Below are 25,293 nucleotides of genomic sequence, written 5' to 3'. Positions count from 1 at the left end.
CAGTTGTGATTTTTTAATTTTTCAATTTTTTAATCTTTCAATCATAAGTAATGAAATTAAAAAAAATAAACGAAGACCTAAAGCAGACCTTAATTGATAATGGTTTAACCGAAGCCAATGCGATGCAGCAGGAAACTTTTTCAACCATAAAAAGTGGAGCCGATTGTATTATTGTTGCGCCTAAAGGAAGCGGAAAAACTACGACAATTGTCATCAATGTCATTCAGCAATTAGTGAAAGAAGGGGAGCAATCACCAAGAGCTTTAATTATCGTAGAAGATAAAGCAAAGGTTCTGGCGATGGCAGAACTTTTTGAGAAATACGGAAAGCATACTGATTTGAATGTGTATGGAGTCCATGACAAAGGGGACATGGAGTATGATAAAAACTTTGTTTCGGGTGGAGTTGATGTACTAATAGGTACGCCAAACAAGTTGAGTGATATGTTTACCACTGCAGGGTTTAATGTAAACCGATTGAAAATGTTTATTCTGGACGATGCAGATCCCATTTTGAAATTGCGTCATGAAACTAGAATTATGCGCATTTCAAACAGTATCGTGAGAACGCAGCGCATTATTTTTACAGAACAGCTCTCAGATAGAATAGACAGCCTTGCTGATAAAATGATGACAGAACCTTTCTTGTTTGAAATTGATGAGGAAGATGAGGAAGATGAAGAGGATGAAGAAGGCGAAGAAGAATAATATTAAAAAAGAGATAAGATGGGATTAATGAAAGTGTTTTCAGGAAGTGAAATTTTAGCGATCGCTTTGAAAGAAAGAATCGAAGCAATAGGGATTGATGTGTTAATGAAGGATAATATTCAATCAGCTAGATTGGCCGGTTTTGGAACTTCGGGATCAGCGGTGGAATTGTTTGTTCAGGAAACGGAATTTGCAAAAGTAAATCCGGTTATTGAAGAATTTAGGTTGAGTATTTAAAAACAAATTCATTTTAAAATAAAATAAAAACCTTGATGCTATTTTGCTGTCAGGGTTTTGTTTTTAAAAGGATTTTAAAGCAGAAAAGAGAAATGAAATATAAAATGCTGGTTTTGGACATGGATGATACCCTGTTGACAGACGACCATAAGATTTCGAACGAAAATAAAGAAATGCTTTTTAAAGCGCAGGAATTGGGGGTTTATGTTATTCTGGCTTCTGGCAGACCTACGCCTGCAATGCTTCCGTTTGCCAAGGAATTACAACTGGATAACTCCTATATGATTTCCTATAATGGCGCCGTAATAACGGATTTGAAAGAAGATAAAGTAATCTTTGAACAAACTTTAACTCAAAAGCAAATCCATGAATTGTATGATTACAGCCTAGAAAGTAAGACTCATATTATTACTTATATCGAAGGAAAAATTGTCAGTGAAACCGATAGTGAATATATTGATGTCGAAAAAAATATAACAGGTTTAGATCATAATAAAGTGTCCAGTTTTAAGGATGCGGTTACTTCTTCGGCTGTTAAATGTATTTTACTAGAAGAGCCCGCTTATTTAAAAGAAGTCGAAAAAGATTTGAAAGCCGCAATGCCGCATTTAAGCGTGTGTATGTCGAAGCCTTTTTTTCTGGAAGTGGCTCAAAATGGCATTGATAAAGCAGCCAGCATAAAAATATTGGCCAAAAAATTAAATATTCATCAAAGCGAGATTATTGCCGTAGGGAATGCCGGCAATGACTTAACCATGGTCGAATACGCCGGATTAGGCGTTTGGGTTGATAATGTGACGCCTGAATTGAGAGACAGAGCGAATGTGATTGTAGCCTCTAATAATGATCATGGCGTGGCTGAGGTCGTTCGCCGATTTATTTTGAATTAGCGATTTTTGCAATTTATATATTTAAACCATTAAGGGATTAAGGGAAGTTAAGAGTTATTTATAACAATTTGATTTTCAGCTTTATTAGTTAGAATTAGATTAAATACTATCATTTCTTTTTTTAAATAAGCCATAAAGATAGAGCGAATAGCCCGACCCGAAGTTTTTACGAAGGGATACGCTCAAATTGTTATCTTAATTTTTTCTTTGGTTTTCTGCTTGTATTGAAAATAGCGGTTATAATAATGTCTTTTTCGTCAATACTATACAAAACAACAAAAGGGAAATTTTTTACGACTGCCTGATGGTATATTTTATGGACAACTTTGTAGGTTGTGTAATTCAAAACGATTGATTTGTAGTAATTCTCTAATTCGTCAAGAAATCGTTCGCCTAGATTTTTCGTCTGGATTCATAAAATTCATAAGCTACAATGGTATCCATATTAGCACGAAAAGTAAATTTAAGATTTCTTTTCATTGAAGCTTTTTCTGGCATTGTTTTTTATTTCTTCCCAAGTAAAAGAAGGTTCTTCTCCAGAATAGTATTTTGTTGTTGCGTCTTCTAAAATTAACTTTTGCTCATCGGTCAATTCATATTTTGAATGGTCATCGCTGAAGACCTCTTTTAAAAAATCCAAGGTGCTTTGATCTTCCGTGTGGATGATTTTATCAATTAACTCCAGTTTATCTTTTTGTGAATTAGTCGATTGCATGATTTTTTAGTTTAGAATCTATTTACAAATATAATGATAATCGCATTTTAATTCTTGTAATTAATATGTAAATTTGCAACCTCAATTTTTTTGACAACGATTTCATTAAATTGAGTTTACTTATGGAAAATAGAAAAAAAGTTGCCTTTTATACGCTGGGCTGTAAGCTGAATTTTTCGGAAACATCAACCATCGCCCGTTCCATTCAGGATGAAGGTTTTGATCGTGTGGATTTTGAAGAAGTGGCGGATATGTATGTAATCAATACCTGTTCAGTGACCGAAAATGCTGATAAGCAGTTCAAGCAAATTGTAAAAAAAGCAATGAAACTCAACAATAAGGCTTTTATTGCGGCGGTCGGCTGTTATGCCCAATTAAAACCAGAAGAATTAGCGGCTGTGGATGGCGTTGATCTGGTTCTGGGAGCGACCGAAAAATTCAAAATTACCGATTATATCAATGACTTGTCCAAAAATGATATGGGCGAAGTCCATTCCTGTGAGATTTCTGAAGCTGATTTCTATGTGGGAAGTTACTCCATTGGTGACAGAACCCGTGCTTTCCTGAAAGTACAGGATGGTTGCGATTACAAATGTACTTATTGTACCATTCCGTTGGCGAGAGGAATTTCCAGAAGTGACGAATTGGAGAATGTACTCAAAAATGCGAAAGAAATTTCGGCTCAAAACATCAAGGAAATTGTCCTGACCGGCGTAAATATTGGTGATTATGGAAAAGGGGAATTTGGAAACAAAAAACACGAGCATACTTTTCTGGAACTGGTTCAAGCATTAGATAAAGTAGAAGGAATTGAAAGGTTGCGAATTTCATCCATTGAACCGAATCTGTTGAAAAATGAAACGATAGAATTTGTATCGAAAAGCAGGACTTTTGTACCGCATTTTCATATTCCATTGCAATCCGGAAGTAACGCTATCTTGAAGCTGATGAAGCGTCGTTATCTGCGTGAAGTGTATACGGAGCGTGTCAATAAAATTAGAGAAGTCATGCCGCATGCTTGTATTGGTGTGGACGTGATTGTGGGTTTTCCTGGTGAAACTGACGAACATTTCTTGGAGACTTATCATTTCCTGAATGATATGGATATTTCGTATTTGCACGTTTTTACCTATTCAGAACGTGATAATACTGAAGCTGCCGAAATGGAAGGAGTTGTTCCAGCGAATGTTCGTGCCAAAAGAAGTAAAATGATGCGCGGATTATCGGTTAAGAAACGTCGTGCTTTTTATGAAAGCCAGTTGGGAACAAATCGAACAGTACTTTTTGAAAGTGAAAATAAAGAAGGCTACATTCATGGTTTTACTGAAAACTATGTCAAAGTAAAAACGCCTTGGAATCCTGAATTAGTAAATACGTTGCACGAAATCAATTTGACAAAAATTGATGAAGATGGAAGCGTGCGAATGGAGTTTATTTCTGCTTTGGTTTAAATTGTTGAACATATAAGTCATTTAGGTTTTTAAACCATTAAGAGATTCAGAAAATTAAGCGTAATACTTAATGAAATTTAATCTCTTAATGGTTTTTTTAATTTGCAGGCCGTTTGACTTTAAGACTTTTGACTTTCGGCTAATCTTATGGATTTGTAGACCAGATGCTGCTGTTTTTAATGAAAACGCGACGGTTCAATTTAAGTTGAGCGATAATTAATTCGGCCATATCATCGGCTTGCATCACTTTGTCAGGATTACCATCGGTCAGTTTTAAATCTTTGGCCATATCAGTGGCAACGGTACTTGGTGTCAGAGCTGTCACACGTATGTTGTGCTTGCGAACTTCCTGCATTAAGGATTCCGTTAATCCCAAAACGGCAAATTTGGATGCACTATAGGCGCTGGTCAAAGCATTACCGCTTAATCCTGCTGTCGAGGAAATATTGATAATGTCACCTGTTTGTCTTTCGATCATATTAGGCAAAACGGCACGTGTCACATAATAAGTTCCTATCAAATTCACCTGAATGATGCGTTCCCAAGTTGCAGGTTCTAATTCCAAGAATTTACCAAAAGCGCCAATTCCGGCATTGTTGATTAAAATATCAATAGTTCCAAATTCGGCTAAAGCTTTTTCAACAGCTGAATTTACGGAATTGATATCGGCGACATCAGCCGTTATGGCCAGTGCTTTTACTCTTAGTGAACGCGCTTTTGCCGCTACATTGTCTATTTCTTCTTGGGTTCTGGCCAGTAATATTACATTTACGCCTTCTTTGGCTAATGCAAGTGCTATTGCTTTTCCAATTCCTTTTCCAGCTCCAGTTATCAGAGCATTTTTATTTTTTAAGTCGTTCATATTTGTTTTTAGATTTTCTGTTTGATACACAAATTTAAAGCATTTTCATTCTTTTAGTGGCGTTAAAAGAAAAAAAAGGATATTATTAACGTTTGTTCTTTGCCACTAAAAAGAAATAAAAAGAGTTTAAATGATGTGGCATATTGTTTATATGGAGCCTCCCACGGATTCAGATATTAAGAGAGGAAACAGCACCGCTAAATACATAATGTTACAAGAAAAAAACATAATTATGTAATATAGAAGTTGATAAAAGGAGTCAACTTTACAACATAAAATTATGTAGAAAACCGTTAGTATCCTAAAGTCATAAAAAAAGTAATGGCATCGGAATACTAGCAAATAAATTTAGAATTTATGACAAAAATAACCTTCTGTTTGTGTTTTGGTATTGTAATCATTTCTCTTTCCTGCAAACAACAGCAGAAACCAGAACCAACTGTAGAGACGGTGAAAATCCCACTCAGACATCAGCCCAAGAAAAGCGCGTATCATTTTGAGAAGGCTACAGCATGGCTGTCCCAAAAAAGCAGAGACAGTAGCGACTACCACATTGTATATGCGGTAAATAGAACTGATGGAGCTAATTTTAAAAAAATGGATTCGATCGTAGTTCCTGATGATTTGACCGGTGATATTGCATATTATATGCCATTTCCGCTAGTTGTCCCTTCGTTAGAAGCGATTGATAAAATCGTTTTTTTCTCTTATCCCACACAAACATTTGCGGCTTACGAAAAAGGACAGTTAATTTATACGGGACCTACTAATATGGGAAGGAAAAAAGATCGTACTCCAACAGGGCTTTTCTTCACGAACTGGAAAGCAGAGGAAACAACGAGCACATTTGATGATGAATGGGTTTTGCGTTGGAATTTTAACATAGAGAATAAACTAGGTGTAGGATGGCATCAGTATAGTTTACCGGGTTATCCAGCTTCTCATTCTTGTTTGCGACTACAAGAAAAAGATGCAAAAGATCTGTATGATTGGGCTGATCAATGGGAATTAGCCGATGAAGAAACCGTTAAGATAAAAGGGACTCCTGTTGTTGTTTTTGGATCTTATGATTTTGACAAACCCAAACCATGGTTGCAATTAGTAACTCATCCAAAAGTGCTGGATATTTCAAAAGAAGCATTAGAGCAAATTACAAAACCTTTTTGGAATAGTATTTTGAAAGAACAAAAAAATAGAGAGTCACTGCAAAACAATCAGAAATAGAACATAAAAAAACTCCTTGTCGAAAGAAGTTTTTTTATGTTTTTTTAGAGTGATTCTATTTGAGATCTATCGTCAATTTAAAAATTTTGCTTTCCAATGCATCAGTATCGTTGTCTTCACAAAGCAGAAATTCTATCTTATCTTTTGCATTTTTAAAAACAGTTATGCCTTCAAATTTATGGCTGTCGCTAATTTTTTTGGTAAAATCGATTTTCATTGTTTCAAGATCTATCCGACCAATAAGGCTTCCCAGAACTTCCCCGTCATCATAAGTAGATTGGGTATTTTCGGCAGTGGCCAAAAAATAGATTTTATCGTTGACCAAAACGGCATCGGTAAAACTGGAGCGAACTCCTTTTATTTTTGGGAGTTTATAATCATTTGACAGCAAGTTAAATTCTTGGTCTAGTTTTTTGGCATGAAGGCTAAAGAGCGTGTTTTTGTTTGAAATACCATTGCCACGGTTAAAAAAGTACCAGTTTTCGCCATCGTAAATACTTCCTTCGAGATTAAAATCTTCGGCTTTGATGTTTTCAAAACTTTGCATTACGGCATAAAGATCAGCCAAATTATTAGTGGCAGTTTTCTTTTTTTCCTTTAAATCGAATTCAATCATCTGATTCCTGTTTGGGGTAGAACCCGAGCCAAAAATATATAGTGTGTCTTGAAAATGAGTGATGGATTCAAAATCTGGTTTTTCACTTTTGGGAATATTTACCGATGGATTTTTGATGAGCGGATGCTGTTTTAAATCCTGAGAAGCGATATTGTATTCGTATAGGAATCCGCTGTTGTCGCCAATAACTAGCAAACTGTTGTCTTGATAAAAAAGCCCCGATGCGGAACCAATACCTATAATTGTGGTGAATAATTCTAATGTTATTTTTTTCATATTTTAGTATTGAAAGCGGAATGCCTAGCCCAGATAGAAGTGAAAATCCTCTTGTCCCGGTGTTCGGGACAAGAGATTGCAACGTATAGCTGGAAATGGCTCCTTTTTATTGTTATGCTTTGAATTATAAATAGATCTGTTTTATTTATTATATTTGAGTTAGTAAATATAAAACATTTCCTATGAAGTCAATTAATCCCGATGATTTTAAAGTGGTTCGTCCTATTGAACTTTCTAAAATGCCTACTTTGCTTGCTGTGGACAGCAGTGATGAAGAGGAAGAAGATAAATTAGACAAGGTTCGAGAAAAGCTCAGTGCGCTGCAAGATGTGATGTATGCACACAATCGCTATGGGGTTTTGATATGTTTGCAGGGAATGGATACTTCGGGAAAGGATAGTTTGATTCGGGAAGTTTTTAAGGAGTTCAATTCGCGTGGAGTGGTGGTACATAGTTTTAAAACGCCCAATTCGACGGAGCTGGAACACGATTATTTATGGCGCCATTATTTGGCTTTGCCCGAAAAAGGGAAGTTTGCGGTTTTTAATCGAACGCATTATGAAAATGTATTGGTGACGCGGGTGCATCCGGAATATATTATGAATGAGAATTTGCCTGGAATTGAAACGGTAGAGGATATTACGCCCCAATTTTGGGAGAATCGAATGGAGCAGATCAGGAATTTTGAAAAGCATATTACCCAAAACGGAACCATTGTACTGAAATTCTTTTTACACATGAGTAAGGAAGAGCAGCGGGGACGCTTGTTAAGACGTTTGGAGGAAGAAAACAAGAATTGGAAATTCTCTACCGGTGATTTGAAAGAAAGGGAACGCTGGGCCGATTACATGCATTATTATCAAGAAGCGATTAATAATACGTCATCTGAATATGCACCTTGGTATGTGGTTCCTGCCGATGATAAAGAGATGTGCCGTTATATTGTGGGCAAAATTATCTGGGAAGAAATGCAGAAGCATACTGATATCAAGGAACCGGAATTAGATGATAAAATAAAAGCCAATATCGAAATGTATAAAGAGATTTTGAGAAAAGAATAAATAAAAAATGCGCTGAATTTCAGCGCATTTTTTAGGTTTTAAAGTAAGTTTATAGTTTGAAACCATAGGCCAAACGCACTCCAATTTGTCCGACTCCTTTACCGTTATTGTTTAGTTTTGGAAAATCAGAATAGTGCTCGTAATGTACCGAAAGATCAATGTACTTTGTGGCATAGCCAATAGTTGGAGCTAATAAAAGTGAGGTTTGATTGTAGTCATTTGTCACGGCAAAAGCAGCTCCGGCTTCTCCCATTACATAAAACTGATCGTTCCATATAAAGGCTTTAAAACCGGCTTTTGCAGGAATAAAACCCAAATCATTTCCGTCGGCTTCGCTTACAAATAGATTAGAAAAACCAGTGGTTAATGTAAGCGAATATCTTTTTGATAAGTCATATTGCAATCTGGCATCTGCTCCTAGGGCTAGTTTGTAAGGATCGTTGGTAGCGTAACCGGCATTCAAACCAATTCCCAAACGGAATCCTTGGTCATAATTTGTAGTTGTTGTTTCTTGTGCTTGGGCGTGACTTGCAAAAAGTGTCGAGACTGCAAATACGAATAGGATTTTAATTTTTTGTGTAGGTTTCATAGTTTTTAATTTTAAATTCATTTTTTTTAATTGATTAACTAATGCAAATTTAGGTCTCAGAATAACGACGAATGTTATAGAATTATTTGATTTTGTTTCAAAATATTTCAATGGCTGTAAAAAAACATAACAGATTGCTGTTTATTAATTGATTTATTACAGGGACATTCAGATGCTTCTAATTATCTTTGCCCCAAAAAAAAGCAAAAGTGAATTTATCCCAGTACACAAAAGAATTTTCTTATAACTTACGATTGGCTTACCCTATAATTTTAGGAATGGTGGGGCATACTCTTATCGGTATTGTCGACAATATCATGGTCGGTAAACTTGGAAGTACTGAGCTAGCGGCAGTCTCTTTAGGGAATAGTATGGTTTTTATTGCGATATCATTAGGAATCGGATTTTCAACGGCGATTACCCCAATTGTTGCCGAGGCCGATGCCGAGAAGAATGACGGCAAAATTCGTTCTGCCTTTCATCATGGCTTGTTTCTATGCACTATTTTAGGGTTCATGCTTTTTGGCGTTGTTGTTTTGGCAAAGCCAATAATGGAATTACTGGATCAACCTGCCGATGTGATTACACTTGCCAAACCGTATCTGGATTGGGTTGCTTTCTCGATGATTCCCTTAGTTATATATCAGGGATACAAGCAGTTTGCTGATGGGCTTTCGCTGACAAAATACTCGATGTATGCTATGATTATGGCCAATATTCTTCATGTTGGGCTTAATTATGTGTTGATTTATGGTATTTGGTTTTTTCCAAAAATGGGAATCATCGGAGCGGCGCTCGGAACCGTAATTTCCAGAATAATGATGGTAATGTTCATGCATATTATGCTGTCAAGAAGGGAAGAATTAAAACGTTATTTTCAGAATTTCAGCTTCGAAGAAATCAAAAAAGAAAGCATCAAAAAAATAGTAGCTTTGGGATTTCCGTCGGCCTTGCAAATGCTTTTTGAGGTGGTATTGTTCGCAGCATCTATTTGGCTTTGTGGAAATATCGGAAAAACCAGTCAGGCCGCCAATCAAATTGCGTTGAGTCTGGCCTCGATGACTTTTATGTTTGCCATGGGATTAAGCGTGACTTCGATGATTAGAGTCAGTAACCAGCGCGGATTGAATGATTTTAAAAATTTAGTTGTTGTTGCCCGATCTATTTTTTTACTGGCAATTATAATCGAAATTATTTTTGCCATTCTGTTTGTGGCTTTTCATGATCTTTTGCCTTATGTTTTTTTGAATATGGAAGATGGGGCCCAACTTTTGGACAATAAAGAGGTGATAAGTATTGCCTCAAAATTACTTTTGATTGCGGCTGTTTTTCAAATTACAGATGGAATTCAGGTAGTTGTTCTTGGAGCTTTGCGCGGATTGCAAGATGTTAAAATCCCCATGTACATCACTTTTGTGGCTTATTGGATTATCGGTTTCCCTATTTCGTATTATTTAGGCGAATATACTGAATTGAAAGCGCAGGGGGTTTGGATTGGACTTTTGGCGGGCTTAACGGCAGCAGCAATATTTTTGTATATTCGTTTTCATTACTTGACCAAAAAATTAATCAATAATTCGGTTTCAAAGGCTTAAATTTGAAACTTAAAATCTAAAAAATAAAAATGGAATTACCTAAATTTTTACTCGGCGATAATACTGATTTTCCAGATGATATCTTCATCATTCACCTTGATTATCCAAGGTTTATCATCAATTTAAAAGACGATGAGGTAGAGTTTATGGAAGAAGCTGAAGATCTGGATGAGGCGGAATTGAATGCTGAAATGGAAGGATTGATAGAGCAGGCAAATGCTTTTTATGACAGAGAAATGGAGCGTTACGAGAAGGAATAAACGAAGTCTCTGTTTTCAAAAACAGTTTACTTAAAGTAGGTTTTCAATAAAAGCTGAGCGGCTGCAAAAGGTGAGGTTTCGCCATTTTGCACCGCTTTTTTAGTTGAATCCAATAATTTTTGAATTTCAGGATTATTAAAAAAATTCAGTTTCAATTGCTCATTGATGGTTTCAAGCATCCAATATTCATTTTGCTCGGAGCGTTTTTTATAGAAATAATCATTCTCTTTTGTTTGCGCGAGGAATTTTTCAATGGTTTGCCATACCTCCGAAATTCCTTCTTTAGTAAGGGCACTGCAGCTGGCTGTTGTAGGGATCCAACCTGATTTTTTTGCCGGAAAAAGATGCAATGCGCGGTTGAATTCGGTTTTTGCCAGTTTGGCTTTTTTGATGTTATCGCCATCGGCTTTGTTGATAACAATGGCATCCGCCATTTCCATTATTCCGCGTTTTATGCCTTGTAATTCATCACCGGCGCCGGCAATTTTTAGCAGCAAAAAGAAATCGACCATGCTGTGTACCGCAGTTTCACTTTGTCCCACGCCAACGGTTTCTATGATAATAGTATCAAAACCACAGGCTTCGCAAAGACTGATGGTTTCTCTGGTTTTTCGGGCCACGCCACCCAGAGTTTCGCCCGAAGCGGAAGGTCGGATATAGGCATTGGGGTCTTTGACTAATTCTTCCATACGGGTTTTATCTCCCAGAATACTTCCGTGGCTAATGGTACTGCTGGGATCAACCGCCAGAACGGCTACTTTTTTTCCTAAATTGGTCAAATGTTTCCCAAAGGCTTCAATAAAAGTACTTTTTCCTACGCCCGGAACACCTGTAATTCCTATACGGACAGATTTATTAGCATGAGACAGACAGGCATTGATGACTTCATTGGCTTTAATCAAATGATCAGGATTGGTGCTTTCGACCAATGTTATGGCACGGCTTAAAGCAGTTATGTTACCCGATAAAATTCCGTCAATGAGTTCTTTTGACGTGGGTTGGCTATTTCTGAATTTCTGAATGTTTTTTGCCACTGCAGAGCTGATGATTTCAGGAGGTGAAATACCAGCTTTTTCGTTTAAAGCGCTTGGATTTGTTTTTTTGTCGTTTTCCAAAACTAAATGTCGTTTTGGTAAAATTAGCACTTAAACATGAATTATTTATTTTTTTTTATTTTTTATGAGGATAATTTGAAAAAGTCCAGCTTAAAAAATAAAGAAATGAATTGTGTCGTTTGGATGTCAGATATTTAGTTTGTGCTCTATGATATTTTTAAATTAGTAAATACCTTTGCAAGATTATGAACAACATTATTCTCATTTTTGTTTGCTTATTTCTTGGAATTGGCTTGCAATCAGTAAAACAATTGCCGGCAAATACTTACAAGTTTTTAAACAAGATTGTAATTTATCTTTGTCTTCCTGCTTTGGCCTTGTATTATATTCCTAAAATTCATTGGAATAATCAGTTGTTGTATCCCATTGGAGTAGCTTGGATTGGATTTCTTTTTTCGTATCTGTTTTTTAGTTTTCTGGGAAATAAATTCGGATGGTCCAGGAAACTTACGGGTTGTTTGATCATAACGGCGGGTTTTGGAAATACTTCTTTTTTGGGTTTTCCCATTATTCAGGCTTTATATGGTGAAGAGGGTTTGAAAACCGCAATTTTGGTCGACCAGCCGGGTACTTTTGTCGCTTTATCCACTTTTGGGGTTTTGGTGGCTACCTTGTATTCGTCCGGAAGTCCTTCCGGATTTTATATTGCCAAAAAAATATTGTTTTTCCCACCATTTATCGCTTTTTTGCTAGCTTGCCTGATGAATGTTTTGGGGTTTGATTTTCATCAGTACATTCAGTTTTTATTCCAAAAAGCAGGAAGTGTGATGACACCTTTGGCGATGCTTTCTGTTGGCTTGCAATTGAGCTTTGACAGAAGGAGCCGGCATTTGAAATTTTTACGACTTGGTCTTTTTTATAAATTAGTACTGACTCCTGCATTATTGTATTTATTATATGTTGTGGTTTTGAAACAAAATTCCAAGATGATTCATGTGGCTCTTATGGAGGCGGCGATGGCTCCCATGATTACAGCCAGTATTTTGGCATCTACCCATGGATTAAAGCCTAGATTGTGTAGTATGATGATTGGTTTTGGAATTCCAATTTCTTTTATCACCTTGGCTTTTTGGTATTTTGTCGTAGAGTATCTTTAGATTTTTTTTAAAATTAAATAATTGGTTTTTAGTGGTTTATTTGTGAAGTCTGTAACTTGTCTTGTGATTTTTTTTTATTAATTTTAGATGAATTTAAAAACAGCATCTATCATGGCAACATTACGATTAGGAGACATCGCTCCAGACTTTGAAGCAGAAACAACTTTAGGTAAAATTCATTTTCATGAATGGTTAGGCGATTCTTGGGGAGTATTATTCTCTCATCCAGCTGATTTTACACCAGTTTGTACGACAGAATTAGGTACCGTAGCCAATTATTCTAAAGAGTTTGAAAAGAGAGGAACTAAAGTTATTGCATTGAGTGTAGACGGATTAGCTTCTCATTTAGAATGGATAAAAGACATAAACAAAACTCAACATACTACGGTAAATTTTCCTATTATTGCCGATGAAGATAAGCGAGTGGCTACATTGTATGATATGATACACCCTAACGCCAATGATCATTTTACAGTGCGATCTGTTTTTATCATTGCGCCAGATAAAAAGATAAAATTAATGCTTACTTATCCTGCTTCGACAGGAAGGAATTTTGACGAAATATTGCGTGTTATTGACAGCTTGCAATTGACATCAGAATATAGTGTTGCTACTCCTGCCAACTGGAAAGACGGGGATGATGTGGTGATTTCTACTTCGGTGCCGGATAGCGAAATTTCCAAAAAGTTTCCTAAGGGATACCAACAAATAAAGCCTTATTTGCGAATGACACCACAACCTAATAAGTAACAGAGATTCTGTTCAAAAGAAAAAAAAGGATAATGAAACGAAAACGTTTCATTATCCTTTTTTTTATAAATTGGAAATTCATTTTCTAAATAAGCCCTTTGATTTTGGCATGTTGCAATAATAAAATGGTTTTGGCATCTTTTATTAGCCCTGACTCAATCATGCTGTAAGCTTCATCATAGGACATTTCCATAACCTCAATGTTCTCTTCTTCCTCTTCCAGACCGCCGCCATCACTGACTTTCATGGATTCATCGTATTCTCCAACGAATAAATACAAAATTTCGGTTACGGCTCCGGGAGACATATAGGTTTCCATTACTTTCTCAACTTTAGTGATCCGATAGCCGGTTTCCTCTTCGGTTTCTCTAATGATGCATTGTTCAGGATGATCTTGGTCTAATAATCCGGCGCAAACTTCGATCATCATGCCCGATTCATTCCCGTTGAGATAGGTAGGTAGTCTAAATTGCCTCGTTAGTATTACGGTTTTTTTTTGTGAATTGTAAAGTAAAATGGCAGCGCCATTGCCGCGATCGTAGACTTCTCTTTTTTGGGTGATCCAAGTATGGTCTTTTTTTTGGTAGTCAAAAGTTACTTTGTTTAGGGTGTACCAATTATCAGAAAGTAAATCGGTTTGTTTGATTTTTATTTGGGGATTATTCATTGCGCTGTATTTGTGAGCTTAAGTTGAATTAAAATAAAAAACGCCCTGAATTTTCAGAGCGTTAGTGAATCTTATTTAAGGATTGTTTGTTTTCTGTCTGGTCCAACAGAAACAATTTTAATAGGAACTTCAACTTCTTTTTCAATGAACTCGATGTATTCTTTTAACTCAATCGGTAATTCGTCATAAGTGGTCATTCCGGTTAAATCAGCTTTCCAGCCTTTGAATTCCTTGTAAACAGGAGTCACATTTTCCGGTTCGATGTTATAAGGGAAGTGAGAAATTTTTTCTCCTTTATAATTGTAATCTGTACATACTTTTAAGGTTTCAAATCCTGAAAGCACATCGCCTTTCATCATCATCAGTTGAGTAACACCATTGATTTGAACAGCATATTTTAATGCAACTAAGTCTAACCATCCGCAACGTCTTTGTCTTCCGGTAACTGATCCAAACTCATTTCCAACGCGTGCCATTGTAGTTCCGTCTTCGTCAAAAAGTTCCGTAGGAAATGGTCCACTTCCAACGCGGGTAACATAAGCTTTGAAAATTCCGTAAACTTCTTTGATTTTATTGGGAGCAATTCCTAAACCGGTACAAGCACCAGCGGCAGTTGTATTAGAAGAAGTTACAAACGGATAGGTTCCGAAATCAACATCCAGTAAAGATCCTTGGGCACCTTCACATAAGATTGATTTTCCTGCTTTTTGAGCTTGGTGCAAATATTCTTCACTGTCAATAAAATCTAATTTTTTTAGATCTTCGATAGATTCGAAAAATTCTTTTTCTAACTCTTCTAAGTTGTATTGAATATCAACATCATAAAAGGCAATCATCGCTTCATGCTTGTCAGCCAAAGCTCTGTAACGCTCTTTGAAATCTTCTAGTTCAATATCCCCAACACGAATCCCGTTTCGGCCCGTCTTGTCCATATAAGTTGGTCCAATTCCTTTAAGAGTAGAACCAATTTTGGCTTTTCCTTTTGAAGCCTCAGAAGCAGCGTCAAGCAAGCGGTGTGTAGGTAAGATTAAATGAGCTTTTCTGGAAATGATTAGTTTCGATTTTAAGTCCAAATTAAATTTAGCCAAACCGTCAATTTCACTTTTAAAAACAACTGGATCAATTACCACACCGTTACCGATGATGTTTACATTATTTGCATGAAAAATTCCAGAAGGAATAGTTCTAAGTACATGTTTTATTCCGTCAAATTCTAAAGTGTGTCCCGCATTAGGGCCTCCTTGAAAACGAGCAATAATATCATATTTTGAAGTAAGTACATCAACGATTTTACCTTTCCCTTCGTCTCCCCATTGTAATCCTAGTAATAAATCTACGGTCATTCTGTTTATTATTTGTTATTAATTTTTATCGAATGAACAGCTCGCAAGCGGTTCGTGTTTTAAAATGGTATGTTCTAAATTGTGGTATCTGATTTTGGAGTTTTCCTTACTCCATATAAATATAAGGAGTGATTGGTGATTTCAATATCAAATATTTCTTCAATGGTTTTCTTGATCGTTTGTATTCTCGGATCGCAAAATTCAATTACTTCACCGGTATCGGTCATTATGATATGATCGTGTTGCTTGTCAAAGTACGATTTCTCATAATGAGCCTGATTTTGGCCAAACTGATGCTTGCGCACCAAATTACAGTCCAACAATAACTCTATTGTATTGTATAAGGTAGCTCTACTGACACGGTAGTTTTTGTTTTTCATTTTGATATAAAGATTTTCTATATCAAAATGCTCCTCGCTTTCGTAAATTTCTTGAAGTATAGAGTAACGTTCAGGCGTTTTTCGATGTCCTTTTTGTTCAAGATACATTGTAAAAACATTTTTTACAATTTCTTGGTTTTTGTCGTTATCTGTGGAAATTAGTGTCATATTTGGCAAAGATAATTTTTTATTTTAATAGTTCTCAAGTTTAATACTTATAAGAGGATAATTTTGTGACTTTTGAAATAATAACAGTGCTAAGGCTTCGCGATTTAAGGATTAGGTTCCTAATTTTATCAATAGTAAAATTTAGGGTTAATTTTTATAAACTCGAGTCACCTTATCGATACCATCAATTTTTTTGATATTGTCAATTAGTTTTTTCAAAATAGTGCTATTTTGAACCACAACGGTTAATTGACCTTTAAAAAGTCCGGCTTCACCGCTCAAAGAGATGCTTTGTATGTTTACATGCATATTACTGGAGATTACTCTGGTGAGATCGTTAGTCAATCCCAAACTATCCATTCCTGTGATATTAAGAATGGCTTTGAATTCTTGCTGGGTAGAATCGATCCATTTGGCTTGCATGATGCGGTAAGCATAATTAGATTGCATGGCAATGGCGTTAGGGCAATCTTTTTTATGCACTTTAATGCCTTCATTGATGGTAACAAATCCAAAAACAGGGTCACCGGGAATTGGATTACAGCAAGTAGATAATTTATAATCGAGCTTGTCCTGCTCCTTGCCAAAAACGAGCATGTCATAATTACTGCTCAAAACTTGTTTGTGAATATCTATATCAGCAGTTTGTCCGCTGCGTTTTATTTTATTTTTAAAGAAATTGATTAAAGTGTTGCTTTTTTGTGCTGCAAAATCTTTCAGCTGTTGGTTGTCTATAGAACCTACGCCCACTCTGTAAAACAGATCCAAACTGGTTTTTAATTTGAAGAAATTGACCAATTCATTGACAACTGACTCGTTTAAATGCACTTTAAGGTGCTTTAATTTACGAGTCAACAGTTCTTTTCCGTCTTCGGCAATCTTTTTAGTATTTTCGTTTAAGACATTTCTGATTTTGTTTTTCGCTCTGGAAGTAGTTACATAATCAAGCCAGTTTATTGTAGGTTTTTGATTGGGAGAGGTGATGATTTCGACCTGATCCCCACTTTTTAATTCATAGTTTAAAGGAACTAATTTCCCGTTTACACGTGTTCCTCTGGTTTTGATTCCTATTTCGGAGTGGATGCTAAATGCAAAATCAAGAGAAGTCGCTCCTTTTGGTAAGGATTTAATGTCTCCTTTTGGGGTAAAAATATAGATTTCTTTCGAATACAAATTCATTTTGAAATCCTCTACAAAGTCAACGGCACTGGTTTCCGAATTTTCAAGGGCTTCTTTGAGTAAATTCAGCCAACGATCCAAACCGCCTTCTTCTGTGGCGCCATTTTTATATTTATAATGTGCTGCATATCCTTTTTCGGCAATTTCATTCATTCGTTCACTTCGCACTTGAACTTCTACCCAGCGGCCCTTTGGTCCCATTACGGTGATGTGTAAGGCTTCGTAACCGGTGGATTTAGGCGACGAAATCCAATCTCGTAACCGGCTTGGGCTGGGTCTGTAATGATCCGTTACGATGGAATAAATTTTCCAAGCCAGAAACTTCTCGTCATGGGGATTGGATTTGTAAACAATTCGAATGGCAAATTTATCGTAAACTTCATCAAAGCTTACGTTCTGTGCCCCCATCTTTCTTCGAATGGAATAAATTGATTTTGGGCGACCTTTTATGATATAATCAATTCCTTCTTCATCCAAAGAAGCTTTTATGACATCTGAAATGTCTTTGATGTAAGCATCTTGTTGTTCTTTGGTCTCTTTTATTTTACTTACAATGGTATTGTAAACTTCGGGTTCAGTATATTTTAAACCTAAGTCTTCCAGCTTGTTTTTTATTCTGTATAAACCCAAACGGTGCGCCAGCGGAGCATAAATGTATAATGTTTCTGAGGCAATCTTGATTTGCTTGGCATTTTCCATCGAATCCATTGTCTGCATATTATGCAGTCTGTCGGCTATTTTTATCAGAATTACACGTACGTCGTCATTAAGAGTCAACAGCATTTTTCGAAAATTCTCGGCTTGCATAGACACATTCATGTCTTTTTGGACCAAGGAAATTTTGGTTAATCCCTCAACGAGCTGTGCTACTTTAGGATTGAACAAACGCTCAATTTCTTTTACGGTTGTGGGTGTGTCTTCGACAACGTCATGCAATAAAGCAGCGGCAATAGAAGTGGCTCCAAGACCAATTTCTGAAGCAACAATTTTTGCAACGGCAATTGGATGAAATATATAGGCTTCGCCTGATTTTCTTCGTTGTTCTTTATGGGCTTCTACGGCAACGTCAAAGGCTTTGCGAATAAGTTTTTTGTCTTCGGTAGACAAGGTTTGGTAACTGATTCGCAGTAATTCTTTATATTCCTGAGCGATTGCTTTGTTTTCTTTTTCGATATCTATTTCTGTCATAACTTCAGGGTTCATTTTCTAAAAATAGCGATTAGTTATCATATATGCAAGGAGTAATTATGGTTCCTAATTATAATAGTTTAGTTTTTGATTTAGTCTTTTTTACATTAAAATTCCTCTAAATTCAAATCTAAAAACCTCTTTGTCTTTTGGCTTCAAAAATTAAAATTGCCGCAGCTACTGAAACATTCATGCTGTCGATTTCGCCTTGCATCGGAATAATGATGTTCTGTGTGGCGGCATCACGCCATTCTTGGGTTAAACCTGTTGCTTCGGTACCTACCACCAAGGCTGTTGGAGTGGTGTAATCTTGGGTATGGTAAGAGGTCGAGTTTTGTAAGGTGGCACAATAGAAATTTATTTTCCTTTCTTTTAGAAAGCCAATAATTTCTTCGGTGGTTCCCGTTGCAATTTGATTGGTAAACAAACAGCCCACACTTGAACGAACAATATTTGGATTGTATAAGTCACTTTTGGGATTAGCAATAAGTACCGCATCGAGTTTGGCCGCATCTGCCGTTCTCAATAGAGCACCAATGTTTCCTGGTTTTTCAGGAGCTTCGGCAACAAGGATCAACGGATTGTCGGATAATTTTAAATCAGATAATTGCAATGATTTGGTTTTGGCTATAGCCAATATTCCTTCAGTGGTATCGCGATAAGCCAGTTTTTGATAGACTTCTTTATTGATTTCGATCAATTCGGCATCGTTATAAATTTTTCTTGTCTCGGATTCAGAGCAAATTTCAGCCAAAAACAACATCGTTTCTATTTCATAACCTCCTTTTATGGCTAATGAAATTTCTCGCTTTCCTTCTATCAAAAAGCGGCCGGTTTGTTTGCGATTTTTTGCTTTTTCCTGTAATAATACCAACGATTTTATAAAAGGATTTTGAATAGAAGTGATTTGTTTCAAGTGATTCTAAAATTTAATTATTATTTATCAAACAAAGATACATAGAGAAAATACAGTTTTTATAAAATTAAAATAGAATATTAGCGATTCTGCGAAAAAGAGTCTGCTTATTTATTTTGTCAGAACTGTTTTACGCAAGTATTTTTCTTTAATTTTGCTTTGATTGTTTTTGAGTCAAAAACAGTTTTTTCTGCAATCTAAATTCAAAATAATCATGTTTCACTTATTAGACATCATAGGAACAATGGCTTTTGCCATGTCAGGTGCATTAACAGCGATGAACAAAAAATTAGATCCTTTTGGGGTTTTTATCATCGCTTTTGTGACCGCCGTTGGAGGCGGAACATTGCGTGATGTTATGATAGGGCGAACTCCGGTGGGCTGGATGCTGGATTTAAAATATGTTTATGTAATAATTGTGGGTTTTTTACTTGCTTTATTGTTCAGAAAAAAAATGGATAAATTGCGGAAATCATTATTTCTGTTTGACACCATCGGTTTAGGTGTTTTTACATTAGTAGGTCTCGAAAAAGGGATTAATGTAGGTTTGCATCCCATTATATGTATTGCAATCGGAACCATGACGGCTTGTTTTGGCGGAGTGACCCGAGATATTTTATGTAATGAAATCCCAGTGATTTTCAGAAAAGAAATTTATGCCACTATTTGTATTCTGGGTGGAATTGTGTTTTTTAGTATAAAAAGATTAGTAAAAAGCAAAAGTAAGCAAAACGATTAAAACCGTTGCTATACAATGCTTTCTAAAAGAGTAGTCTTAGTTTGGAACTCGGTGTCTGATACGTTTTGGTCGTGAAAACACAAAGTTAGGTTACTAATTCGTTACCGATTGATAAAGGTAACTATAGGGTTTAACTAATTATATTTCAGTGTTTTGCACTCTTTTTCATATTCCCTTGTAACTCAAAGTAATTTAATTTTAAACATTAAACATTTGAGTTATGGAACAGACGAAAAAATCTACGTTTAAACTGCTTTTCTATCTGAAAAAGAATGAACCGAAAAAGAACGGTAACGCTCCCATTATGGCACGCATTACCATTGATGGAGCAGCTAAGACTTTGGGAACAAAGTTAGAAATTAACTCCAATAATTGGGATTTAAAGTATGGAAGAGTTGAGGGCAAAAGTGTCAAAGCATTTAGCATTAACCAAAAATTGGATAACATACGGGGACGTATCGACACTATTTATGAAGATATGCTGAAACAGGAGGGTTTTGTCACGGCAGAAAAGCTAAAACTCGCATTTCTCGGTGTTGGTATTATGGACGATTCCTTACTGAAAGTATTTAAAAAGAACAATGAGGATTTTGGAAAAATGGTGGATAAAGGAGAACGCTCCAAAAGCACCTACTACAAATACAAAATTGTCTATAACCACGTCGCAGAATTTATAAAAAGCAGGTATCATCGTGATGATATGGCGTTTCGGGAATTGACCTGTGATTTTATTAGGGAATTTGATTTCTTCCTTAGAATTGACAAAGAATGCAAACATAATACTGTTTGGGTATATACGATGCCACTCTATCGTGTTGCAGAAATAGCTGTCAAGAATAGTCTTATCAGGATAAATCCTTTTGAAGATTATGAAATCTCTATGAAAGAAAATGACCGTAGTTATCTACTTAAAGAACACGTAGAATCCCTTTTATTACACAATCCTTCAAAACAACATTATGAACTTGTAAAGGATCTTTTTGTATTCAGCTGTTTCACAGGGTTATCTTATATCGATATTAAACAACTTAAAAGGACTAATATACGATCCTTTTTTGATGGTCACGATTGGATTATAAGCCGAAGACAAAAATCTGATGTTGCTTCTAATGTAAGACTTATGGAGATACCCAAACGAATTATTGAAAAATACAAAGGTACTACCAGAAATGATTCTATTTTCCCCGTTCCTACAAACAAAATTTGTAACAGTCATATAGACAAGCTTATTCAGGAATTAAAGATTGTTACAGAACAAAAAGTGACCTTTCACACAGCAAGGCATACATTTGGAACGATGTTTTTAACAGAGGGTGTCCCATTGGAAAGCCTCAGTAAAATGATGGGGCACAAAAATATTTCTACGACACAGATTTATGCTAAGATTACCAGCCAAAAGATAAGTAAGGATATGGATCTGGTATCTCATAAATTCTCTGGTATGGAAGCAGCATTTATTGAAATGGAAAACGAAATTATTGTTTGAAATTTATTCTTTACATACAGATTGAAGCAGGATTTAACCATCCTGCTTTTTTTATGCCCATACTTAATCCTCAAAGCACATTTATTTTCCAACGCAAATCTCACTGCTAATAAAAGAGCTTTGATTGGATACTTGATAAAGCATATTGAAAAAATCTCCCGTCACTATTTCTTGATGATATTTTTTAAATACCCTTTCAGTGGCTTCCCTAGCCACCACCAAAAACAATAGTTGTTTAGAAATTCTCCTGAAAGGATGCAGGTTTTGTAACCACATAGACCATTCCCTAAATGCCTTTTCCATTGGCTTCCACATAAGTTTTATTCAAGAAGCCGGTATGCTGTTTTGTCCCATTTCAAGAGCAAAGGTATTTCCGTGTTCTTAACGCAGAAACAAGGTCTTGCCCTCCGGGTTTGCAAAATAATCTCCACCCATTCGGGTCGTATTTTTTTGACAAAACCTTGTTTCTGCTAAACACGAACCTTTTATGCTCGTGAAACGAAACAAAGCATACTCCGGCTCTTTAGACGAATAAAAAAAATGTCAGAAATGAAAAAATACAGCATTGAAAATGGCAAAAAAAGTGAAACGAAACTTCAGCACCTCCTCTCATTGCCGAATAAATTAAGGCAAAAAAAATCAAGGCAAAAAAATCAAACAAAAATTCAATAACGTAAAAATCGAAAATCATGAACATCACAGGAAGATTGACAAGGGATGCGGAAGTACGCACAACCTCACAGGACAAACAAGTAGTAAATTTTTCAGTAGCCATCAATGACAGCTACAAAAACAAATCGGGCGAACGCATAGAGCAAACAACCTATTTCGACTGCTCTTATTGGATAACTCCAAAAGTAGCCAAGCTACTCACAAAAGGCACATTGGTAGAACTATCGGGAAGAGTAAGCACGAGAGCGTGGACAGGTAATGACGGAGAATTAAGAGCAGGACTTAATTTTCATACCTCACAAATCAAACTGCACGGAGGTAGCAGGAAAGCCGAAACCGTACAGGCTACTGCACAAACCAAAAACAACAAGGTTACAGCACAGGAAACAGCGGACGACCTCCCATTCTAACAACTAGTATTCAATCATTTTTAACATCAAAATTTTAAGCATTATGGCACATAATATCAATTTTAACGAGAGAACAGGACATTATTCATTCTTTAGCGTACAACAAAAAGCGTGGCACAGTTTGGGGCAAATCGTGGAGCAATACCCAACAAGCGAGGAAGCTATCAAATATGCAGGGTTAGATTACGAAGTCGTAAAATCCCCATTATTTACCAAAGGTTCGGGCATTATCGAAACGGCTAACGGCATAGAAATAGGCAGTAGCGAATTGGAAGTACCTAACTATTTCGCCAACATCCGTACCGATAACAATGCAGTATTGGGTGTAGTGGGTAGAGATTACCACATTGTACAAAATCGTGAAGCCTTTAATTTCTTCGATGCTATTGTAGGCGGTGGCGAGGGTATTCTCTATGAAACCGCAGGAGCATTGGGCAACGGAGAACGTATATTTATCACGGCAAAATTGCCAGACTATATTCGTGTTGGCAATGGCGATGACGTAACGGAAAAGTACATTTTCCTGACTACTTCGCACGATGGTAGCGGCAGTATCACAGCCGCATTTACGCCTATCCGTATCGTTTGTCAAAACACCCTTAACGCTTCGTTACGGAATATGACCAATGTAGTCCGTATCAAACACACTTCGGGAGCAAAACAGCGTATAGAGAACGCTCACAAGATTATGGGACTTGCCGATACATTGAGCAATCAATTAGAGGGAATTTTTAATGAGTGGGCAAAGGTAAAAGTAACAGACAGAGAAGTAAAAAAACTCATCCAATTGGCACTTTGCCCGAATAAAGAAACTTTGGATTTAATCAAAAAAGGTGCGGAAGATGAAATTTCAACCGTGTTCAAAAATACCGTTGAGGACGCATTTGCTTATGCAATGATAAGCGACACACAACAAATGGACACAACAAAAGGCACATTGTTTGGAGCGTACAACGCTGTTACAGGCTACTATCAGAACGTAAGAAATTACAAAAATGACGAAGCCAAGTTGCAGAGCATTGTATTGGGCGGTACGGCTCAACTCAAATCACAGAAAGCATTTGACTTGTGTACCTCTTTTGCAACGGACGGTGCGGAAATCCTAAACCTTAACTAAATAACCACAGGCTACCGCCTTAATCGGTGGTAGCCTATTAATAACAAACATTATGGCTAATTGGTGCAGTAATACGGTTGTTTTCGAGGGAAAACCCGAAGCAATCACAGCAATACAGGAACTTTTTCAAGCAATGAAAAATAAGGAAGAAGACGAAGAAGAGGGACAATTACCCGACTTCATAACAAATAAAAATGGCGGGTACTTCTTTAATAGCTATTGGAACGAGGGCGATGAAGGAATTTTTCAGTACGAAACACGATGGTCGCCCAATACCCAAGTGTTGCAAAACATAGCAGACCTGTATAAAGTCGATTTCGTACAGGACTATGAGGAAATGGGAAACCTTGTTTATGGTAGGGCAACTTATACAGATAGTATAGTAGAAGACATCTATTTAGAGAATGATGATTTTGAAGCCTATCAGTTTGACGAGGAAACCGATACTTACCACTTTGAGGGCGAAGAATACGAAAGCGATTACGAGATATTGGAAACTCTTTTGGAACGAAAAATAGCCACACTATGAAAGTAACGGATTTGAACGGTTGCCAAATTGAAATAATAGACCTTAATGAAGCTATCCGAATAACAGCAGAATGCAAGGAATACCGCCACGAAGACAAGAGTTTTTCGGAGTTCGACAAAAGGCAAAAAGCCTATTGGTCGGATATGTACGAGAAACTGACAGCAATCAAAGAACAATTATCAAACACATTAAAATTTTAGAACTATGAACACAAATTTTTTCAATCAGATACAGCAGTTGGACTTTACAGGAGTATTGCAACTGAACATTTCAAAAGGAATAGAAAGCAACCTAATAGTAACGGTAATGCTCAACAACGAACAATGCGGAGATAATGCCAAAAACGGTATTCCTCCATTGACATTTAACGCCACACCGCAGGAGTTTGACGAGGGATTTTTTGAACAGATAACCGCACCTATCAAAACCGTTTCGGGCTTAATGGTAGATATGGAAAAATTCCTAAAACAATTGGAAGAAGTCAAACGCCAATCGGCTATGGAAAAAGAAAAAGCCGACAAGCAAAAGAAAGAACAGGAAGCCAAAGACAAGAAGTTTAAAGACGGAATGGCAAAGGCTGACGAACTCGAAAAAGAGGGTAAGTTCCGTGAAGCGTGGATAAAAGTTCCCGATATGACGGAGTTCCCTGAAAAAGCGGACGAGATACGCAAACGCAAAACATCATTGTCTGACAAGTTTGGAACGCCAAGCCTTTTTGGAGCAATGGAAGAAGCAACACCCGAACTGCCACAAGCGGAAGAAGTTACTACCGATTACCCCATTGATGAAACGGACGAAAAAGAACAGTATTAACATTTAAAAACGAGAACTATGTTATTAGCAACGCAATTAGAACGAGTTTTTATACTCAAAGATAAAGGACAGGACATCAGATTGACCGACCCCGAACCACGTTGGAGCGTGGAGGCAGTAATGAATTTTTATGCCAATTTGTACCCTATTTTGACTACTGCAAAAGTATCTGCGCCGCAAATCAAAGATGATGCAGTAGAGTACAAATTTGAGAGCGTAATGGGTACGAAAGGTTAAACCA

At 36.6% G+C, this 25,293-nt stretch carries 30 protein-coding genes; 18 read left to right on the top strand and 12 right to left on the bottom strand.

Annotated features, from left to right (window positions below; translation table 11 throughout):
• Positions 1-50: 50 nt before the first annotated feature.
• The 3 genes from BUB25_RS01820 (at position 51) to BUB25_RS01810 (ending at position 1,834) form a co-directional block, all read left to right on the top strand.
• Entirely contained in the window at positions 51-707 is a 657-nt protein-coding gene (locus BUB25_RS01820) for a DEAD/DEAH box helicase (protein WP_072938921.1), read from the top strand.
• Between the two features lie 18 nt (positions 708-725).
• Positions 726-944: a DUF2007 domain-containing protein gene (locus BUB25_RS01815; protein WP_072938918.1), complete on the top strand. Its 219-nt coding sequence runs from the start codon at positions 726-728 to the stop codon at positions 942-944.
• A gap of 92 nt (positions 945-1,036) precedes the next feature.
• Positions 1,037-1,834 carry a Cof-type HAD-IIB family hydrolase gene (locus BUB25_RS01810; protein ID WP_072939755.1) on the top strand — a complete coding sequence of 266 codons (798 nt, stop codon included), beginning with the start codon at positions 1,037-1,039 and terminating at the stop codon, positions 1,832-1,834.
• 190 nt (positions 1,835-2,024) lie between these two features.
• On the opposite strand, the gene BUB25_RS16550 is transcribed toward BUB25_RS01810, so the two are convergent.
• Together BUB25_RS16550 and BUB25_RS01800 are read right to left on the bottom strand one after the other, a co-directional pair.
• A complete protein-coding gene (locus tag BUB25_RS16550; protein ID WP_170066875.1) occupies positions 2,025-2,180 on the bottom strand; it encodes a hypothetical protein in 156 nt (51 codons plus the stop codon).
• Positions 2,181-2,297: 117 nt separating this feature from the next.
• Positions 2,298-2,549 (bottom strand): hypothetical protein, encoded by a 252-nt coding sequence (locus BUB25_RS01800; protein ID WP_072938915.1) that lies wholly within the window; start codon positions 2,547-2,549, stop codon positions 2,298-2,300.
• Positions 2,550-2,671: 122 nt separating this feature from the next.
• On the opposite strand from BUB25_RS01800, the gene mtaB reads away from it, so the two are divergent.
• Positions 2,672-4,000: a tRNA (N(6)-L-threonylcarbamoyladenosine(37)-C(2))-methylthiotransferase MtaB gene (mtaB, locus tag BUB25_RS01795; RefSeq protein ID WP_072938912.1), complete on the top strand. Its 1,329-nt coding sequence runs from the start codon at positions 2,672-2,674 to the stop codon at positions 3,998-4,000.
• Positions 4,001-4,145: 145 nt separating this feature from the next.
• On the opposite strand, the gene BUB25_RS01790 is transcribed toward mtaB, so the two are convergent.
• Positions 4,146-4,862 (bottom strand): 3-ketoacyl-ACP reductase, encoded by a 717-nt coding sequence (locus BUB25_RS01790; protein WP_072938909.1) that lies wholly within the window; start codon positions 4,860-4,862, stop codon positions 4,146-4,148.
• Between the two features lie 357 nt (positions 4,863-5,219).
• Between BUB25_RS01790 and BUB25_RS01785 the strand changes: the two genes are divergently transcribed.
• Complete coding sequence (locus BUB25_RS01785) at positions 5,220-6,086, top strand: L,D-transpeptidase (protein WP_072938906.1); 867 nt, start codon at positions 5,220-5,222, stop codon at positions 6,084-6,086.
• A gap of 55 nt (positions 6,087-6,141) precedes the next feature.
• Here BUB25_RS01785 and BUB25_RS01780 read toward each other — a convergent pair whose 3' ends face one another.
• Positions 6,142-6,978 carry a DUF6929 family protein gene (locus tag BUB25_RS01780; RefSeq protein WP_072938903.1) on the bottom strand — a complete coding sequence of 279 codons (837 nt, stop codon included), beginning with the start codon at positions 6,976-6,978 and terminating at the stop codon, positions 6,142-6,144.
• 182 nt (positions 6,979-7,160) lie between these two features.
• On the opposite strand from BUB25_RS01780, the gene BUB25_RS01775 reads away from it, so the two are divergent.
• Positions 7,161-8,039, top strand: a complete 879-nt coding sequence (locus BUB25_RS01775) for a PPK2 family polyphosphate kinase (RefSeq protein WP_072938900.1) — start codon at positions 7,161-7,163, stop codon at positions 8,037-8,039.
• Between the two features lie 49 nt (positions 8,040-8,088).
• Here BUB25_RS01775 and BUB25_RS01770 read toward each other — a convergent pair whose 3' ends face one another.
• Entirely contained in the window at positions 8,089-8,628 is a 540-nt protein-coding gene (locus tag BUB25_RS01770; protein WP_072939752.1) for a hypothetical protein, read from the bottom strand.
• A 209-nt stretch (positions 8,629-8,837) separates the two neighbouring features.
• Between BUB25_RS01770 and BUB25_RS01765 the strand changes: the two genes are divergently transcribed.
• Together BUB25_RS01765 and BUB25_RS01760 are read left to right on the top strand one after the other, a co-directional pair.
• Positions 8,838-10,223 carry an MATE family efflux transporter gene (locus BUB25_RS01765; protein WP_072939749.1) on the top strand — a complete coding sequence of 462 codons (1,386 nt, stop codon included), beginning with the start codon at positions 8,838-8,840 and terminating at the stop codon, positions 10,221-10,223.
• Between the two features lie 29 nt (positions 10,224-10,252).
• The gene (locus BUB25_RS01760) at positions 10,253-10,483 is read left to right on the top strand and encodes a hypothetical protein (protein WP_072938897.1); all 231 of its coding nucleotides are present in this window, start codon (positions 10,253-10,255) and stop codon (positions 10,481-10,483) included.
• 26 nt (positions 10,484-10,509) lie between these two features.
• Here BUB25_RS01760 and meaB read toward each other — a convergent pair whose 3' ends face one another.
• On the bottom strand, positions 10,510-11,598 hold the full coding sequence (gene meaB, locus BUB25_RS01755) for a methylmalonyl Co-A mutase-associated GTPase MeaB (protein ID WP_072938893.1): 1,089 nt from the start codon (positions 11,596-11,598) through the stop codon (positions 10,510-10,512).
• Between the two features lie 185 nt (positions 11,599-11,783).
• On the opposite strand from meaB, the gene BUB25_RS01750 reads away from it, so the two are divergent.
• Both BUB25_RS01750 and BUB25_RS01745 read left to right on the top strand, forming a co-directional pair.
• Positions 11,784-12,695 (top strand): AEC family transporter, encoded by a 912-nt coding sequence (locus tag BUB25_RS01750; protein WP_072938889.1) that lies wholly within the window; start codon positions 11,784-11,786, stop codon positions 12,693-12,695.
• Positions 12,696-12,806: 111 nt separating this feature from the next.
• Positions 12,807-13,445: a peroxiredoxin gene (locus tag BUB25_RS01745; RefSeq protein ID WP_072939727.1), complete on the top strand. Its 639-nt coding sequence runs from the start codon at positions 12,807-12,809 to the stop codon at positions 13,443-13,445.
• Positions 13,446-13,530: 85 nt separating this feature from the next.
• Here BUB25_RS01745 and nudK read toward each other — a convergent pair whose 3' ends face one another.
• The 5 genes from nudK to BUB25_RS01720 form a co-directional block, all read right to left on the bottom strand.
• Entirely contained in the window at positions 13,531-14,112 is a 582-nt protein-coding gene (nudK, locus tag BUB25_RS01740) for a GDP-mannose pyrophosphatase NudK (protein ID WP_072938886.1), read from the bottom strand.
• Between the two features lie 71 nt (positions 14,113-14,183).
• On the bottom strand, positions 14,184-15,455 hold the full coding sequence (locus BUB25_RS01735; RefSeq protein WP_072938883.1) for an adenylosuccinate synthase: 1,272 nt from the start codon (positions 15,453-15,455) through the stop codon (positions 14,184-14,186).
• A 74-nt stretch (positions 15,456-15,529) separates the two neighbouring features.
• Positions 15,530-16,003, bottom strand: coding sequence for a Fur family transcriptional regulator (locus BUB25_RS01730; protein ID WP_072938880.1), 474 nt, complete (start codon positions 16,001-16,003; stop codon positions 15,530-15,532).
• A gap of 147 nt (positions 16,004-16,150) precedes the next feature.
• Positions 16,151-18,370 carry a RelA/SpoT family protein gene (locus BUB25_RS01725; RefSeq protein ID WP_072939722.1) on the bottom strand — a complete coding sequence of 740 codons (2,220 nt, stop codon included), beginning with the start codon at positions 18,368-18,370 and terminating at the stop codon, positions 16,151-16,153.
• Between the two features lie 130 nt (positions 18,371-18,500).
• Entirely contained in the window at positions 18,501-19,286 is a 786-nt protein-coding gene (locus BUB25_RS01720) for a TrmH family RNA methyltransferase (protein WP_072938877.1), read from the bottom strand.
• A gap of 214 nt (positions 19,287-19,500) precedes the next feature.
• Here BUB25_RS01720 and BUB25_RS01715 point away from each other — a divergent pair, with 214 nt between their 5' ends.
• Positions 19,501-20,025, top strand: a complete 525-nt coding sequence (locus tag BUB25_RS01715) for a trimeric intracellular cation channel family protein (protein WP_084089377.1) — start codon at positions 19,501-19,503, stop codon at positions 20,023-20,025.
• Positions 20,026-20,245: 220 nt separating this feature from the next.
• Positions 20,246-21,511: a site-specific integrase gene (locus tag BUB25_RS01710; protein ID WP_072938872.1), complete on the top strand. Its 1,266-nt coding sequence runs from the start codon at positions 20,246-20,248 to the stop codon at positions 21,509-21,511.
• A gap of 81 nt (positions 21,512-21,592) precedes the next feature.
• Here BUB25_RS01710 and BUB25_RS01705 read toward each other — a convergent pair whose 3' ends face one another.
• Positions 21,593-21,814, bottom strand: coding sequence for a hypothetical protein (locus tag BUB25_RS01705; RefSeq protein WP_139256882.1), 222 nt, complete (start codon positions 21,812-21,814; stop codon positions 21,593-21,595).
• 386 nt (positions 21,815-22,200) lie between these two features.
• Here BUB25_RS01705 and BUB25_RS01700 point away from each other — a divergent pair, with 386 nt between their 5' ends.
• From BUB25_RS01700 to BUB25_RS01675, 6 genes are read left to right on the top strand one after another with little or no spacing between them, the layout of a single operon-like run.
• Complete coding sequence (locus BUB25_RS01700; protein WP_072938866.1) at positions 22,201-22,593, top strand: single-stranded DNA-binding protein; 393 nt, start codon at positions 22,201-22,203, stop codon at positions 22,591-22,593.
• A gap of 43 nt (positions 22,594-22,636) precedes the next feature.
• Positions 22,637-23,710: a DUF932 domain-containing protein gene (locus BUB25_RS01695; RefSeq protein WP_072938862.1), complete on the top strand. Its 1,074-nt coding sequence runs from the start codon at positions 22,637-22,639 to the stop codon at positions 23,708-23,710.
• A 52-nt stretch (positions 23,711-23,762) separates the two neighbouring features.
• A complete protein-coding gene (locus BUB25_RS01690; protein ID WP_072938859.1) occupies positions 23,763-24,239 on the top strand; it encodes a DUF1281 family ferredoxin-like fold protein in 477 nt (158 codons plus the stop codon).
• Complete coding sequence (locus tag BUB25_RS01685) at positions 24,236-24,439, top strand: hypothetical protein (RefSeq protein WP_072938856.1); 204 nt, start codon at positions 24,236-24,238, stop codon at positions 24,437-24,439. Before BUB25_RS01690 ends, BUB25_RS01685 begins: the two co-directional genes overlap by 4 nt.
• A gap of 4 nt (positions 24,440-24,443) precedes the next feature.
• A complete protein-coding gene (locus tag BUB25_RS01680; protein ID WP_072938853.1) occupies positions 24,444-25,052 on the top strand; it encodes a PRTRC system protein E in 609 nt (202 codons plus the stop codon).
• A gap of 18 nt (positions 25,053-25,070) precedes the next feature.
• Complete coding sequence (locus BUB25_RS01675; protein WP_072362451.1) at positions 25,071-25,289, top strand: PRTRC system protein C; 219 nt, start codon at positions 25,071-25,073, stop codon at positions 25,287-25,289.
• Positions 25,290-25,293 lie beyond the last annotated feature (4 nt).

Source organism: Flavobacterium granuli (genome assembly GCF_900129705.1).
Classification (GTDB): Bacteria; Bacteroidota; Bacteroidia; order Flavobacteriales; family Flavobacteriaceae; genus Flavobacterium; species Flavobacterium granuli.
Note: the sequence above shows the minus strand (reverse complement) of the source record. Positions and strands in the feature narration are given on the sequence as shown.

Excerpts from the sequence above, each read along its gene's own strand:
- BUB25_RS01710 (WP_072938872.1), top strand. The coding sequence starts at position 20,246 with ATGGAACAGACGAAAAAATCTACGTTTAAACTGCTTTTCTATCTGAAA.
- BUB25_RS01770 (WP_072939752.1), bottom strand. The coding sequence starts at position 8,628 with ATGAAACCTACACAAAAAATTAAAATCCTATTCGTATTTGCAGTCTCG.
- BUB25_RS01680 (WP_072938853.1), top strand. The coding sequence starts at position 24,444 with ATGAACACAAATTTTTTCAATCAGATACAGCAGTTGGACTTTACAGGA.
- BUB25_RS01800 (WP_072938915.1), bottom strand. The coding sequence starts at position 2,549 with ATGCAATCGACTAATTCACAAAAAGATAAACTGGAGTTAATTGATAAA.
- BUB25_RS01750 (WP_072938889.1), top strand. The coding sequence starts at position 11,784 with ATGAACAACATTATTCTCATTTTTGTTTGCTTATTTCTTGGAATTGGC.
- BUB25_RS01715 (WP_084089377.1), top strand. The coding sequence starts at position 19,501 with ATGTTTCACTTATTAGACATCATAGGAACAATGGCTTTTGCCATGTCA.
- BUB25_RS01760 (WP_072938897.1), top strand. The coding sequence starts at position 10,253 with ATGGAATTACCTAAATTTTTACTCGGCGATAATACTGATTTTCCAGAT.
- BUB25_RS01780 (WP_072938903.1), bottom strand. The coding sequence starts at position 6,978 with ATGAAAAAAATAACATTAGAATTATTCACCACAATTATAGGTATTGGT.
- BUB25_RS01785 (WP_072938906.1), top strand. The coding sequence starts at position 5,220 with ATGACAAAAATAACCTTCTGTTTGTGTTTTGGTATTGTAATCATTTCT.
- BUB25_RS01700 (WP_072938866.1), top strand. The coding sequence starts at position 22,201 with ATGAACATCACAGGAAGATTGACAAGGGATGCGGAAGTACGCACAACC.
- BUB25_RS01690 (WP_072938859.1), top strand. The coding sequence starts at position 23,763 with ATGGCTAATTGGTGCAGTAATACGGTTGTTTTCGAGGGAAAACCCGAA.
- BUB25_RS01790 (WP_072938909.1), bottom strand. The coding sequence starts at position 4,862 with ATGAACGACTTAAAAAATAAAAATGCTCTGATAACTGGAGCTGGAAAA.
- mtaB (WP_072938912.1), top strand. The coding sequence starts at position 2,672 with ATGGAAAATAGAAAAAAAGTTGCCTTTTATACGCTGGGCTGTAAGCTG.
- nudK (WP_072938886.1), bottom strand. The coding sequence starts at position 14,112 with ATGAATAATCCCCAAATAAAAATCAAACAAACCGATTTACTTTCTGAT.
- BUB25_RS01705 (WP_139256882.1), bottom strand. The coding sequence starts at position 21,814 with ATGGAAAAGGCATTTAGGGAATGGTCTATGTGGTTACAAAACCTGCAT.
- BUB25_RS01815 (WP_072938918.1), top strand. The coding sequence starts at position 726 with ATGGGATTAATGAAAGTGTTTTCAGGAAGTGAAATTTTAGCGATCGCT.
- BUB25_RS01730 (WP_072938880.1), bottom strand. The coding sequence starts at position 16,003 with ATGACACTAATTTCCACAGATAACGACAAAAACCAAGAAATTGTAAAA.
- BUB25_RS01685 (WP_072938856.1), top strand. The coding sequence starts at position 24,236 with ATGAAAGTAACGGATTTGAACGGTTGCCAAATTGAAATAATAGACCTT.
- BUB25_RS01745 (WP_072939727.1), top strand. The coding sequence starts at position 12,807 with ATGGCAACATTACGATTAGGAGACATCGCTCCAGACTTTGAAGCAGAA.
- BUB25_RS01810 (WP_072939755.1), top strand. The coding sequence starts at position 1,037 with ATGAAATATAAAATGCTGGTTTTGGACATGGATGATACCCTGTTGACA.
- BUB25_RS01695 (WP_072938862.1), top strand. The coding sequence starts at position 22,637 with ATGGCACATAATATCAATTTTAACGAGAGAACAGGACATTATTCATTC.
- BUB25_RS01735 (WP_072938883.1), bottom strand. The coding sequence starts at position 15,455 with ATGACCGTAGATTTATTACTAGGATTACAATGGGGAGACGAAGGGAAA.
- BUB25_RS01820 (WP_072938921.1), top strand. The coding sequence starts at position 51 with ATGAAATTAAAAAAAATAAACGAAGACCTAAAGCAGACCTTAATTGAT.
- BUB25_RS01675 (WP_072362451.1), top strand. The coding sequence starts at position 25,071 with ATGTTATTAGCAACGCAATTAGAACGAGTTTTTATACTCAAAGATAAA.
- BUB25_RS01725 (WP_072939722.1), bottom strand. The coding sequence starts at position 18,370 with ATGACAGAAATAGATATCGAAAAAGAAAACAAAGCAATCGCTCAGGAA.
- BUB25_RS01775 (WP_072938900.1), top strand. The coding sequence starts at position 7,161 with ATGAAGTCAATTAATCCCGATGATTTTAAAGTGGTTCGTCCTATTGAA.